The following is a 12,744-nucleotide window of genomic DNA, read 5'->3' as shown; positions in this document are numbered from 1 at the left end:
CCGGCGCCGCTACGCCCCACGGATGCCAGCGACTCCCGCCAGACGGCCGTGCCGCGGCAAGGGAGGCACGAGACGCTCGATCGGGTGGACGAATCGACGGTGCGTCCCACCTTCACCGTCTGCATCGTGGTGCGCGACCGGGCGGACCTGCTGGTCAAGGCGGTACGCAGCGTCCTGGCGAACACCTACCGGGAGTTCGAGCTGATCGTCGTCGACGACGGTTCGCAGGTGCCGGTCACCGAGGTGCTGGCCGAGGCAGACCTGACCATGGACGAGCGGGTACGCGTGGTGACCCAGCCGCCTTCAGGTATCGCCGAGGCCCGCAACCACGGCCTGCGCATCGCCACCGGCCGGTATCTCACCGTGCTCGACTCCGACGACGAGTTGACCGAGGACGCGCTCGACCGGTTGTACCACCTGCTCTCCGACACCGACAGCAGGTGGGTGTACGCCGACTACACCGAGTTCGACCGCGGCTCGTCCCGACTGATCCGGCTACCCGAGTACGCCTCGTCCCGGCGGATGCTGCTCGGTGTGCTCACCCGTCCACGACTGCCGTTCAAGCACTCCGGCACCACCATCGACCGGCGACTTCTGGAGCAGATCGGTGGCTACGACGAGAGCTTCCGCCTCTTCGAGGACATCGAGCTGGTGCTGCGTGCCCTCAAGTCCGGGGTGCATCCCCGTCACCTGAGTCACCCCATCGTGCGATTCCACCGACACGACGGCAACGTGACCCGGGGCCGGTTGAGCGGCCTGGTCTTCTGGTTCCGGCTGATCGACATGTACCGGCCGGTGCGGTGGCCCGGCGTGGCGCTGTCGATCAAGACGCTGCGGACCATGAGCGAGACGGGCAAGTGGCTTGTCACCCGTGGCCGCTGAGCAGCGTACCGACGATCCGGAGCGCCCGGCGGGCGGAGGTAACCGGCTGACCCGGATGCTCCTCCAGCTCGGCATGCTGGGACTGAGCCAGGTCGGTGTCACCCTGGCCGCGTTCGGCACCCAGGTACTACTGGCCCGGAGCCTGCCGCAGGCCGACTTCGGCACGTTCAGCGCGGCGCTGGCGGCGATGTCCCTGGCCGCACCGCTGGTGGTGTTCGGCGTCTCGGAACTGTGGTTGCAACGGTTCGGTCGGGAAGGGGTGCGCGCCCGGCGTTGGCTGCGTCCGTCGCTGCGTCTGGTAGGCGCCGGCACGGCCGTAGCCGTTGCCGTCACCGGGGTGTGGAGCGTCGCCGAGTGGCCCGACACCACGGCGGCTTCGGTGCGCGCCCTGCTGGTGAGCGTGCTGGTCGCGCAGGCCGGCCTGATGCTGGTCGCCTCGGTCCAACAGCTGGGCGGTGACTATCGGGGGCTCTCGCTGCTCCAGGTCGCGCCGCATCTCGGTCGGCTCGGCGTGGTGCTCGCCGTCGGTATGGCGGGACTGTCCGTGGTCGCGGTGGCCCTCGGCTACGCGGTCGTGGCGGTACTCACCGTCGCGGCCTGTGTCGTCGTGATGCGTCCCTTCCTGAGCGGCGCCATGCCGCTCGAAGGTCACGCGGCCACCGACGACGACCGGACTGTCGCGGAGGTGCCGACGAAACGGGTGGCCGCTGCCGCCACCCCCTTCGTCCTCGGCAACGTCTTCTATCTGATGGGCATCTACCTCGGAACGATCGTCGCCGCCGAGGCGCTGGGACCGGAGGCGGCTGCCGTGCTGAGCGTGCCGATGGCGGTGCTGACGGCCGCCTATCTGGTGCCGAGGGTCGTCTACCAGCAGTACTTTCTGGCGAAACTGCACCGCTGGTCGCACGGGGACCGCGACGCGATGCTGTTGGCGTACCGTTTCGGCGTGCCCGGCATGGTCGCGCTCGGCCTGCTGGTGGCCGGGGTGGTCGGTCTCGGTGGGCAGGCGCTGCCACGCCTGCTCGGGCCCGGGTACGGCGAGGCGGCGGTGGTACTCGCGCTGCTAGCCGTGGCCATTCCCTTCCGATTTGGCGGGGCTGCCGCCGCAGCCCTGCTCACCAGCGGCGGCCTGCTCCGACGCAAGGTCATTCTTCAGGGCATGGGGGCGCTCGTGCTGGTGGCCGGTCTCGCCGTCGCCACCCCCCTGTGGGGGGTACGCGGTACCGCCCTCGCCACGGTCGTGGCCGAAGTCGTCCTGGCCGTGCTGTTCTGGGTGGCGGTCCGCCGCACAGTGGTTGCCGGGGCGACGTTGCCGTCGTGGCACGATCTGAGGCAGCGGCTGACGAGGGGAGGCCCGCGTGAGTCCTGAGCCGAACGCCGTCGCCGGAAGCCCGTTGGTGGTGGGCTACTACGGCATGGAGAACGTCGGTGACAACGCCTTCTGTGTGGTGACGGAGTGGGCCACCCGGACCTACTGGGGCAGTAGAAGCCCGGTCTTCGCCGCGCCACCCATGGTCGACCTACCGGCCACGAGCACCGGCATGAACCCCCGCTGGTACCGGTCGCGCAGTGTGCCGGACCGGGTGGGCTGGGTAGTGAACAAGGCGGTGCTGCTGCGTCGCTCGTCGATGGTCGTCTTCGGTGGTGGATCGGTCTTCCGGGACATGGGTCCGTTGAGCGAGAAGCGACTCTTCTCGCTGTTCTCTCGACTCTCGGGGCATCCGATGGCGGCGGTCGGAGTGTCCGTCGGGCCGTTCCTCTCCTCGGCAGCCGAACGCCGGCTGATCGAGGTTCTCCGGCAGGTCGACTTCATCGGAGTGCGGGACCACGCCTCCGCGCAGATTCTTGAACGCGCCGGCTATCCGGGCGTGCTGGTGACCGCGGGCGATCTCGCCGGACTTCTGCCCGAGGCACTCGGCGAGCCGATGCCGTCCCGCTCGCCCGGTTGGTCAGGTGCCCGCGCCCGGCTCGGTGTCACGCTGCTCGGCGTCGACTACGAGGCCGCTGCCACGGAGGTACGCCGCAGGGAGGACGCCCTCGTCGGCGGCGTCGTCGACCTGGTACGCAAGGAGCCGGTGGACGTCACCGTCTTCGCCTTCAACACCCATCCCGAGCACGGTGACGAGCGAGTCAGCGAGCGGCTGCGAGCCGCCCTCGACGGGCTGTGTGACGTCCGTGTGGTGACTGCCCGCGACGGGGTACGGGCCTGCTGGGACGAGATGAAGCGCTGCGACCTCGGCCTGCACATGCGGCTACACGGTGCGGTCTTCGCGTACCTCGCCGGAGTCCCGTTCACGCTGGTGCCGTACCAACAGAAGTGTGACGACTTCCTGGACGAGATCGGTCAACCGGCGTCGTTTCGGCTCGACCGGGTGCCACAGGACCCGATCGAGGTGACCCGCATGCTGGCCAGGCTGCTGCACGACGACGCGGTGCCGCGACTGTCCCAGGAGGAGTTCGCGGAGCGGGCCCGGCAGAACTTCACACGGGCACCCTGGGCACTCCCCGGACCGGATCGTCCATGACCGACCTGCTCTCTGGCAGACGACACGTCGTCGCGGCGGACCGGACGGCAGTGCCGTCCGGCGTCCGTGGTGACGCGCGCCGTCGACGACGTTTCGGCCTGATGGTCGCCGCCGTCCTGGTGGTCGTACTCGTGGTGACCGGTTTGGCGGTCGTCGCCGGTACTGGCGACGGTGTCGAGGACGAGCCGAGGGCCGGGGCACCCCCGCCGTCGGCCCCGGCCGCGCCCGATCGCCCGACACTTCGTGAACTGATGCCGTCCGGAGTACGAATCGGTGCGGCGGTCGACGGTCGGCCGCTGAGCCTCGATCCGGCCTACCGGGCCCTGCTCGGCACCGAGTTCAACGCGGTTACCACCGAGAACGCGATGAAGTGGCGCAGCTTGGAGCCGTCCGAGGGGGTGTACGTCTGGGCCGGCGCCGACCAACTCGTCGAGTTCGCCGAGCAGCACGATCAGGAGGTGTACGGCCACACCCTGGTCTGGCACAGCGACGTGCCGACGTGGGTGTCGCCGCAGTGGCCGGCCGAACGCGTCCGGTCCGCCCTCAAGGACCACGTGACCGAGGTCGTGTCGCGGTATCGGGGGCGGGTCTGGGCGTGGGACGTGGTCAACGAGGTACTGGACGAGGACGGTTCCCTGCGCGACACGCTGTGGCTGCGCAAGCTCGGGCCCGGTTACATCGCGGACGCCTTCCGGTGGGCGCACGCGGCGGATCCGGGTGCCCGCCTGTTCATCAACGACTACGGTGTCGAGGGCCGATCCCGGAAGGCCGACGCGTTGCTGAAGCTGGTCGGGGAGCTGCGACGGGACGGCGTACCGGTGGACGGCGTGGGGTTTCAGAGCCACCTGCCGTGGGACGCACCGCCGCCGGATCTCACCGCGAACCTACGACGCTTCGCTGACCTGGGCCTGTCGGTGGCGATCACGGAACTCGACGTGCGGATCGAACTGCCGGTCACCCCGGCCAAGTTGAAGCGGCAGGCCGAGGTCTATCGGGACGTGTTGCGGTCCTGTCTAGCCCTCTCCGCCTGCGTCTCCTTCACCGTGTGGGGCTTCACCGACGCGCGGAGCTGGATTCCCGGCTACCACCGGGGCTACGGGGCGGCCTGCCTGTTCGACGAGGACCTGCGACCCAAACCGGCGTACTCGGCGTTGGCCGACGAGCTCGGTCGGCTGACCGGGCCGACAGCGGCCCCTGCCGAGACACCGTGAACCTTCGTCCACCGTGCACCGTACGGTGGGGCACTCGTGGCATTCGTTATCGTCACGGCTGACGAGGCTGGTGAAAGGAAAGTCGTGTCCGCGCACACCCAGTTCCTCAAGACGGTGGGACCGTTACCGACCCCGCGCTTCGACCCCGACCTCGGCGTGATCACACCTCCGTCCAACGGCATGCCCCGGTCGGTCTTCGGCCGTCCGGTCGCGCCCCGGGCGAAGTGGCGGCGGCGCTACATGGCCTGGCTGATCGCGCTCGACTTCCTCGCCGCGTGGGCGGCCAGCCAGACGGTCGTCACAGTGTTCGAGGAGGCGGACGCCGGCTTCTGGGACGAGCGGCTGCTCGGTGTCAGCACGTTCGCGCTGGTGGCCAACGTGATCGTGCCGCTGATGTGGTTGACCATCCTCGCCGGTGCCGGCGCGTACGACCGGCGGGCGCTCGGCCGGGGCACCGAGGAACTCAAGCGGGTGGTCCGGGCCAACGTGGCGATGGCCGCCGCCGTCTCCTTCCTGGCCCTGGGCTTCAAGAAGGACCTGTCCCGGGCCACCGTCGCCGCGATCATCATCGGCCTGTTGGTGTACACCGTCTTCGTCCGCTTCGTGGCCCGGGTGGTGCTCCGCCGGATCCGCCGCAGCAGTCAGCGGGCCTCGCAGAAGGTGCTGCTGGTGGGGCGGCTATCCGACGCCCTGGCGGTGCACGAGGTGGTGACCCGCAACGCCGGTGCCGGCCTGCGTCCGGTCGCCATCCACCTGCCCCAGTTCCCCCGGGCCGGTGAGCGGGTGGAGGCGCCGGTGCCGGTCTATGTGGGCTGGGACCTGGTGCCGCTGGTCCAGCAGTTGGGGGCGGACACCATCGCGGTCTGCGGTCCGGCCAGCCTGGAGTCGTACGAGCTGCGCAAGCTGGCGTGGCAGTTGGAGGGCACCGGCCTCGACCTGGTCGTGGTGCCGCAGGTCACGGACATCACCGGGCCCCGGATCCACGTCCGCCCGATCGAGGGTCTGCCGCTGCTGAACGTCGAGGAACCGACGATCTCCGGCCTGTCCCTGCTGGCCAAGAGCGTGATGGACCGGCTTTCGGCGCTCGCCGGGCTGATCGTGCTGAGCCCGCTGCTGATCGGGATCGCGGTGGCGATCAGGCTGACCGACCCCGGTCCGGTGATGTTCCGGCAGAGCCGGATCGGTCATCAGGGCAAGGCGTTCAAGGTGTGGAAGTTCCGGACCATGTACACCGACGCCGAACAGCGGTTGGAGGCTCTGCGGGACCGCAACGAGAGCGACGGCCTGCTCTTCAAAATCAAGAACGATCCCCGGGTCACGCCGATCGGTCGGCACCTGCGGGCCCTGTCGCTCGACGAGCTGCCACAGTTGATCAACGTGTTGGTGGGGCAGATGTCCCTGGTGGGCCCGCGCCCGTTGCCGACCGAGGACGACGACTACCGGGGCGACGTCCGGCGTCGGCTCCTGGTCCGTCCGGGCATCACCGGCCTCTGGCAGATCTCCGGCCGGTCCGACCTGACCTGGGAGGACGCCGTACGGCTGGACCTGCATTACGTCGACAACTGGTCGCTGGTCTACGACCTCGGCATCCTCTGGCGTACGGTCCGGGTGGTGCTGGCCCGGCGCGGGGCGTACTGAGCACGGACACCGGTGGTGCGGCGCCCCGACCGGAGCGCCGCACCATCACCGGTCACTTCTTGTCGGCCCCGTCGATGATGTCCCGGACGGCGTCCCGGCGGACCGCCGCATAGAACGTGTCGACCCGCTTGTCGTCGGCGAAGACCACGCTCTCCGAGCCCACCCGTCCGGTGCCCCTGGTCGGGCTGGTCACGAACGTGAGGTTCCGGCCGCGCAGGTTGCGGTTCTCGGTGGCCATGTCGACCAGGGACAGTTCGTTGTCCATCGAGAGCGAACCGGAGGTGGCCTGGAGGAAGGAGTTCAGCCGCGCCGGGTTGGTGAGCAACCCGCCGGAGGTGGCCTTGTCCAGGATCGCCTTGATCACCTGCTGCTGGTGCCGGATCCGGGCGAAGTCGCCGTCGGCGAACTGCTTGCGCTGACGGGAGTAGTCGAGGGCCGCCTCGCCGTCCATCTTCTGCGGACCGGCCTGGAACGTGCGGAACGGCGGATGGATCGAGGTGAACTGCTTCTCCGAGTTCACCTCGATGCCGCCGAGCGCGTCGATGATCTCCTTGAAGCCGGCGAAGTCGACCATCACGACGTGGTCGATGCGGACCTTGGTGAACTGCTCCACGGTCTGCACCATGAGCGGCACACCGCCCCAGGCGTACGCGGCGTTGATCTTCGCGTCGCGGCCACCGCGCCCTTCCTTGCTTCGCGGCACGGCGACCCAGGTGTCGCGGGGGATGGAGATGAGTTGGGCGCTGGACCGGTCCTTCGGCAGGTGCGCCAGGATGATGGTGTCCGTCCGCGAGCCGCCGGTGCTCTCCGGATCGCGCGAGTCGCTGCCCAGCACGAGGATGTTGAGCGCGTCCCCGGCGACCACCTCGGGCCGGGTCTCCGCGGGTACGCCCTCGAAGGCGTCGACCCGCTCGATGTCCGACTCGACCGACTTCAGATAGAAGCCTGCGGCCACCACACCGCCGACACCGACCAACGCCAGCACCAACACGCTGATCAGCGTGATCCGCAGCCATCGGCGGCGCGGCCTGCCTGCGGCCGTCGGCTCGGCTCCGTCGGTGCCCCCCGCCGGCAGGTTCTCCCCCGGGGAGGTGGTCCCGGCCTGCTCTCCACTCGACATGGCGGAGATGGTACTGATTTCACGTTCTCGGGGAATCCCCGCCCGGTGCCGACTTTCGCCTGACCGTCCCGTCGTATCCCCCACGAGTTTCCGTCAGTCTGGTACAACCCTGCCGTGGACGCCGTAAAGCTGCGTCGGGCCATCGCCCGGACCCGCCTCGCCCCCGTTGCCGCCTTTCCGAAACGACTGGTCGCGGTCGCCCGCCACGACGCGCGGGTGTTCCGTAAGTCCGCCCGCTGGTTGGTGGCCTCGCGGGAGCACCACAACTACACGTACGAGCTGACCAAGCTCAGCCGTAGCCATCTCGCCTGGTTCGTCAGCGTGGTCTGCGACCTGCCGGTCAAGCAGGTGCGTGGCTACCTGAAGGAGATCGAGTCGGACGACGCGTTGCGCCGGCACATCGCCTCGGCCACCGCCGGTGCGGCCCGACGCGGGCTGGCCGACAAGCAGGTCCGGTACGCCCGCCGGGTCGGCTGGTACGCCATCGTCCGGGCCCGCAGGCCGAAGCACATCGTGGAGACCGGTGTGGACAAGGGGCTGGGCAGTTGCGTGCTGGCCGCCGCCCTGCTGCGCAACGCCGCCGAGGGGCACCCCGGCCGGCTCAGCTCGATCGACATCAACCCGGAGGCCGGCTATCTGGCCCGGGTCGCGCCCTGGTCGGAGGTGATCGACCTGGTCGTCGGCGACTCGGTGGAGTCGATCCGTGCCCTGGACCGGCCGGTCGACCTGTTCCTGCACGACAGCGACCACAGCCGCGTCTACGAGAAGCGCGAGTTCGACGCCGTCGAGCCGAAGCTGGCGCCGGGGGCGATGCTGCTCACCGACAACGTCACGCACACCAACGTGCTGGCCGACCACGCCGAGCGGACCGGCCGCCGGTTCCTCGCCTACCGGGAGACGCCGGCCGACCACTGGTACCCCGGCGACGGCATCGGGGTGGCATGGTGACCGGGTGCGGTTGACCGAGATCAGCACCTATCCGATCAAGGGCTGCCACCGGATCGGCCACACCGAGGTCGGGGTGGCGCCGTGGGGTCTCGACGGGGACCGGCGCTGGATGGTCGTGGACGCCGAGGGCGTCGGCGTCACCCAGCGCGAGGTCACCGCGCTGGTCCGGGTGCACGCCCGGCCCGGCCCCGGCGGGCTGCTGCTGCGCGCCGACGGGCAGCCCGACCTGCCGGTGCCCGAACCGGTCGACGTCGACCCGGTGCCGGTACGCACCTTCCGCCGACGGCTGTTGCGGGTCGACGCACTGCCCGCCGGCCCGGCCGCCGACGCCTGGCTCGGCACGGTACTGGACCGGCCGGTCCGGCTGGTCTGGCTCGCCACGCCGGCCCGACACGTCGAACCGGGCCGCAAGAAGCACGACCCGGGCGACCGGGTGAGCTTCGCCGACGCGTACCCGGTGCTGCTGACCAGCACCGCGTCGCTGGCCGCGCTCGGCGACTGGCTCACCGCGGCGGGCGCGGAGCCGGTGCCGATGACCCGGTTCCGCCCCAACCTGGTCGTCGACGGCGCCCCGGCCTGGGCGGAGGACGGCTGGGAGGGCCGACCGCTGCGGATCGGCGGCGTGGCGTTCCGCGCTGCCGGCCCGTCGGCCCGCTGCCTGGTCACCACCACCGATCAGGAGACCGGGGTACGCGGCCGCGAACCGTTGCGCACCCTCGCCCGGCACCGCAACATCGGGCGTCAGTTGCTGTTCGGGCTGAACGTCGTGCCGCTGGAGTCCGGGCGGTTGACGGTCGGTGACCGGGTGGAACCGACCGGTTGAGGAGGGTCGACCGGCCGCGCTGATCTTCGTCTTAGCTTTCGCTTAGGTGGCTTGTCCGATCCGTTGGCCGTCCGGCAGCATCGGTCCACGTGACCGACGGAACCGACGGCCCCGCCGACCGAGCCCGCACCCGGCGTCCGAAGCTGGGCCGCTGGCTGGCCGGCGGGGCCGTGGCGACACTCGCCACGCTCCTCGGCCTCACCCTCGCGCTGCGCTCGGGCGCCGCACCCGCCTGCGCCGCACCGCCCCGGGCCGCCGCACCGGTCGCCGCCGCGCTGCTCGCCCCACCCGCCGCCGGCACCCTGAACAAGGGAAAGTCGACGTTCTACGACTCCAAGGGCGAGGGCGGCAACTGCTCCTACCCGTCCGCCCCCGCCGACCGTCTCTACGTCGCCCTCGGCCCCAGCGAGTACGCCGACGGCGCGGCCTGCGGCGGCTACCTCGACGTGACCGGGCCCAAGGGCAAGGTACGCGTCATGATCATGGATCAGTGCCCGGAGTGCGCGCCCGGCCACATCGACCTGTCCCGGGAGGCGTTCGCCCGGATCGCCGACCCGGTGCAGGGCATCGTGAACGTCAGCTACCGCCTCGTGGTCGACCCGCCGCTGGCCGGTCCGCTCACCTTCCGGATCAAGGAAGGCGCGTCGCAGTACTGGTTCGCCGTGCTGGTCGCCGGACACGGCAACCCGCTGCGAGCGGTCGAGGTGCGCCAGGGCAGCTCGGGCAACTGGCGGGCGGCCGCCCGGGAGAGCTACAACTACTGGCTGATCGACTCCGGCGCCGGTCCCGGGCCGTACCAGATCCGGGTGACCGACACGCGCGGACACCGGGTGACCGCCACCGGCATCCGGATGGCTCCCGGCCAGGTCCAGCGCTCCACGGTCCGGATGTACGGCGGCACCACGGGTGGCACGACCACCGCGTCCCGGTCACCGTCGGCCAGTCCGAAACCGCGCGCCAGCGCCACCGGAAGCCCGACCCCGTCCGTCTCGACCACCCCGTCGGCCGAGACGGCGACCCCGGCCGCGCCGACCAGCGATCCGGCCGACCTGCCGCCCGTACCGGTGGCCGCCACGTCGCCCGGCTGCGGTTCCTGACGTCCCGCTCGCCGTTCAGCGCTAGCCGGTCGGGTCGGGTGCCAACCCGAGCCACATCAGGATCTCGTCGCGGTCGTCACCGGGGCCGACCCGCAGCGCGCCGGGCCACCGGCCCACCTCGCGGTATCCGAGCCGCCGATAGAACCGGTCCAGTCCCAGCCCGTCCCGCACCGTCACGTGCAGGGCCGCCAGCCCCAGGCCACGGGCCACCCGCTCGGCCTCGCGCATCAGCTCCTCGCCGAGCCCGCGCCCCTGCGTGTCCGGGTGCACCATCACGCGGGTGAGCACCCGCAGGTGCGTCTTGAGGTGGAACCGTGGGTCGGTGAAGATCGCCATGGCGACCAGCCGGTCACCGTCGTACCCCACCAGCAGGCGGTCCGGCCCGTCTGCGATGCCGGCCAGCGTCGGGTCGGCGATGGTGCGGACCTGGTCGGCGGTGACCGGGGCGACGAAGCCGACCGCCCCGCCCGCGTTGGTGACGTCGACCCAGAGCGCGACGATCCGGGTACGCAGATCGGGGGTCAGCTCGGGATCCAGGACGAAGCGCAGACTCACGGTGCCCATCGTCATCGAACCGCACCCCGATCACCTGCGATCGTGACCAAGGCGACGGATCGGTCGGTGCGGGAGGGGGGATTCGAACCCCCACGTCCTTTCGGACACAGGTTCCTAAGACCTGCGCGGCTGCCCTTACGCCACTCCCGCCAGCGAGACAGAGTCTAGAGCGTCGCGCCGGGACCGTGTCGAGTCGGCGGGCGGTCCGACCGCGTCAGTCCAGGCCGAGATCGCGGCGGAGCTTGGCGACGTGGCCGGTGGCCTTCACGTTGTAGAGCGCCCGCTCGATCTTGCCGTTCTCGTCGATCACGAACGTCGAGCGGATCACCCCGGTCACCGTGCGCCCGTAGGACTGCTTCTCGCCGTACGCGCCGTACGCGGTCAGCACCGACTTGTCGGTGTCGGCGACCAGCGGGAAGGTGATCGCGTCGCGCTCACGGAACGTGGCCAGCTTCTCCGGCTTGTCCGGCGAGATGCCGATCACCTCGTAGCCGGCGGCCTGGAGGGACGCGAGCGAGTCGCGGAAGTCGCAGGCCTGCTTGGTGCAGCCGGGGGTCATCGCGGCCGGGTAGGCATACAGGATGACCTTGCGGCCGCGCAGGTCGGCCAGGGTGAGCTGCCCTCCGGCGTCGGTGGGGAGGGTGAACTCGGGCGCCGGGTCACCGGCGGCGAGACGGGCGGGTGCGGTCATGGCACGACCCTACCGCCGCCCCGGGCCGTCCCGGTCGGCACGCCGCACCCGTGATCACACTCCTGCCAGGTATTGGCAACAGCCTATGTCGAGAAATACGCTCACTCCTGCCGGCGAGCGCGGGCCCGCCGTCACGTGGGAGGTCACGTGGAAACCCTGGCCATGCACATCGCCAACGGAATCATCAACGGTCCGGTCGCGGCGCTCTTCGGGGTGGTGGCGCTGGCGGCGATGGCGTTCTGCGTCCGGCGTGGACGACAGGACCTGGACGACCGGCTCGCACCGATGGCCGGTCTGGTCGCGGCGTTCATCTTCGCCGTACAGATGCTCAACTTCCCGATCTTCGTCGGGGGAGTCAGCGGTCACCTGCTCGGCGGCGCGCTCGCCGCCATGCTGGTCGGCCCGTGGGTCGGCGCGCTCTGCGTGGCGGTGGTGCTGGCGGTGCAGGCGCTGGTCTTCGGCGACGGCGGGGTGGCGATGCTCGGGCTCAACGTCACCAACATGGCGGTCATCGGCATCGCGGTGGCGTACCTGACGATCGCGCTGCTGCTGCGGGTGCTGCCGCGTACGCCGACCGGGCTGGCGGTGGCGGCCTTCGTCGCCTCGGTGGTCAGTGTGGTGGTCGCGGCGATGGGCTTCGTGCTGCAGTACCAGCTCGGCGGCACCACCGACCTCGGCGGCAACCTGGCCGGCCTGGCCGGCACGATGGCCGTGTCCCACCTGCTCATCGGCGTCGGCGAGGGCGTGATCACGGCGACCACGGTGGTCACCGTGGCGAAGGTCCGACCCGACCTGGTGTACGCGCTGCGGGCCCTGTCGCCGGCCGCGTCGACGTCCGTCCCGGCCGCCGGAGGTGTCCGTTGAGCACGAGATCCCGGAGTTTCGTCGTCGTCGGCCTGCTCGTCGCACTGCTGCTGGCCGGGCTGGTGAGCAACGTGGCCTCGGCCCACCCCGACGGGTTGGACTCGTCGTTGCGGGAGGGCTGCGTCTTCGACGCCGACGACGAGATCGTCGGCGGGGACTGCCCGGCGCGGCAGGAGAAGGAGCACGAGATCGGTGGGCCGCTGGCCGACTACGGCATCGCCGGGCTGGACAACGACCTCGTCTCCACCGGCCTGGCCGGTGTGCTCGGCGTACTGCTCACCTTCGCCGTGGCCGGTGGCGGGTTCTGGCTGGTCCGCCGTCGTGGCCCCGGCCCGGACGGCGAGGCGGACCGGACCGGCGCCACCGCGTCGGGTCGCGGGTAGCGACGGG

The 12,744-nt window shown here is 70.8% G+C and carries 13 protein-coding genes and 1 tRNA gene; 10 read left to right on the top strand and 4 right to left on the bottom strand.

The genetic code is table 11. The features are described from left to right. Positions 1-84 precede the first annotated feature (84 nt). The 5 genes from ACIBO1_RS00160 to ACIBO1_RS00140 all read left to right on the top strand — a co-directional run bounded on the left by ACIBO1_RS00160 (position 85) and on the right by ACIBO1_RS00140 (position 6,256). Complete coding sequence (locus tag ACIBO1_RS00160; protein WP_396740164.1) at positions 85-882, top strand: glycosyltransferase; 798 nt, start codon at positions 85-87, stop codon at positions 880-882. Continuing rightward, complete coding sequence (locus tag ACIBO1_RS00155; RefSeq protein ID WP_396740162.1) at positions 872-2,251, top strand: lipopolysaccharide biosynthesis protein; 1,380 nt, start codon at positions 872-874, stop codon at positions 2,249-2,251. Before ACIBO1_RS00160 ends, ACIBO1_RS00155 begins: the two co-directional genes overlap by 11 nt. After that, the gene (locus ACIBO1_RS00150) at positions 2,241-3,407 is read left to right on the top strand and encodes a polysaccharide pyruvyl transferase family protein (protein ID WP_396740161.1); all 1,167 of its coding nucleotides are present in this window, start codon (positions 2,241-2,243) and stop codon (positions 3,405-3,407) included. Before ACIBO1_RS00155 ends, ACIBO1_RS00150 begins: the two co-directional genes overlap by 11 nt. Then, positions 3,404-4,618 (top strand): endo-1,4-beta-xylanase, encoded by a 1,215-nt coding sequence (locus ACIBO1_RS00145; RefSeq protein ID WP_396740159.1) that lies wholly within the window; start codon positions 3,404-3,406, stop codon positions 4,616-4,618. The genes ACIBO1_RS00150 and ACIBO1_RS00145 overlap by 4 nt, the downstream gene beginning before the upstream one ends. A gap of 180 nt (positions 4,619-4,798) precedes the next feature. Beyond that, on the top strand, positions 4,799-6,256 hold the full coding sequence (locus ACIBO1_RS00140) for a sugar transferase (protein WP_396741434.1): 1,458 nt from the start codon (positions 4,799-4,801) through the stop codon (positions 6,254-6,256). A gap of 52 nt (positions 6,257-6,308) precedes the next feature. Here the strand turns inward: ACIBO1_RS00140 and ACIBO1_RS00135 are convergent, their stop codons facing one another. Then, on the bottom strand, positions 6,309-7,376 hold the full coding sequence (locus ACIBO1_RS00135; protein WP_396740157.1) for an LCP family protein: 1,068 nt from the start codon (positions 7,374-7,376) through the stop codon (positions 6,309-6,311). 114 nt (positions 7,377-7,490) lie between these two features. Here ACIBO1_RS00135 and ACIBO1_RS00130 point away from each other — a divergent pair, with 114 nt between their 5' ends. The 3 genes from ACIBO1_RS00130 (at position 7,491) to ACIBO1_RS00120 (ending at position 10,244) form a co-directional block, all read left to right on the top strand. After that, entirely contained in the window at positions 7,491-8,324 is an 834-nt protein-coding gene (locus tag ACIBO1_RS00130) for an O-methyltransferase (protein ID WP_396740155.1), read from the top strand. A 4-nt stretch (positions 8,325-8,328) separates the two neighbouring features. After that, a complete protein-coding gene (locus ACIBO1_RS00125; protein WP_396740153.1) occupies positions 8,329-9,147 on the top strand; it encodes an MOSC domain-containing protein in 819 nt (272 codons plus the stop codon). An 89-nt stretch (positions 9,148-9,236) separates the two neighbouring features. Beyond that, positions 9,237-10,244, top strand: coding sequence for an expansin EXLX1 family cellulose-binding protein (locus ACIBO1_RS00120; RefSeq protein ID WP_396740151.1), 1,008 nt, complete (start codon positions 9,237-9,239; stop codon positions 10,242-10,244). A 21-nt stretch (positions 10,245-10,265) separates the two neighbouring features. Here the strand turns inward: ACIBO1_RS00120 and ACIBO1_RS00115 are convergent, their stop codons facing one another. From ACIBO1_RS00115 to bcp, 3 genes are all read right to left on the bottom strand, one after another. Then, a complete protein-coding gene (locus ACIBO1_RS00115; protein ID WP_396741432.1) occupies positions 10,266-10,799 on the bottom strand; it encodes a GNAT family N-acetyltransferase in 534 nt (177 codons plus the stop codon). Between the two features lie 67 nt (positions 10,800-10,866). Further along, positions 10,867-10,949: transfer RNA gene (locus tag ACIBO1_RS00110), tRNA-Leu, on the bottom strand. 64 nt (positions 10,950-11,013) lie between these two features. Beyond that, complete coding sequence (gene bcp / locus ACIBO1_RS00105) at positions 11,014-11,490, bottom strand: thioredoxin-dependent thiol peroxidase (RefSeq protein ID WP_350693403.1); 477 nt, start codon at positions 11,488-11,490, stop codon at positions 11,014-11,016. Between the two features lie 147 nt (positions 11,491-11,637). Between bcp and ACIBO1_RS00100 the strand changes: the two genes are divergently transcribed. Both ACIBO1_RS00100 and ACIBO1_RS00095 read left to right on the top strand, forming a co-directional pair. Continuing rightward, positions 11,638-12,354 carry an energy-coupling factor ABC transporter permease gene (locus ACIBO1_RS00100; protein WP_396740149.1) on the top strand — a complete coding sequence of 239 codons (717 nt, stop codon included), beginning with the start codon at positions 11,638-11,640 and terminating at the stop codon, positions 12,352-12,354. Further along, entirely contained in the window at positions 12,351-12,737 is a 387-nt protein-coding gene (locus ACIBO1_RS00095; RefSeq protein WP_396740147.1) for a PDGLE domain-containing protein, read from the top strand. Before ACIBO1_RS00100 ends, ACIBO1_RS00095 begins: the two co-directional genes overlap by 4 nt. The last annotated feature ends 7 nt before the right edge of the window (positions 12,738-12,744 follow it).

Source organism: Micromonospora sp. NPDC049903, assembly GCF_044460945.1.
In the GTDB taxonomy this organism is placed as follows: Bacteria; Actinomycetota; Actinomycetes; order Mycobacteriales; family Micromonosporaceae; genus Micromonospora.
Note: the sequence above shows the minus strand (reverse complement) of the source record. Positions and strands in the feature narration are given on the sequence as shown.

What these genes read in the sequence shown, in the direction of transcription:
- ACIBO1_RS00145 (WP_396740159.1), top strand. Translation starts at nt 3,404, where the DNA reads ATGACCGACCTGCTCTCTGGCAGACGACACGTCGTCGCGGCGGACCGG.
- ACIBO1_RS00140 (WP_396741434.1), top strand. Translation starts at nt 4,799, where the DNA reads ATGCCCCGGTCGGTCTTCGGCCGTCCGGTCGCGCCCCGGGCGAAGTGG.
- ACIBO1_RS00135 (WP_396740157.1), bottom strand. Translation starts at nt 7,376, where the DNA reads ATGTCGAGTGGAGAGCAGGCCGGGACCACCTCCCCGGGGGAGAACCTG.
- bcp (WP_350693403.1), bottom strand. Translation starts at nt 11,490, where the DNA reads ATGACCGCACCCGCCCGTCTCGCCGCCGGTGACCCGGCGCCCGAGTTC.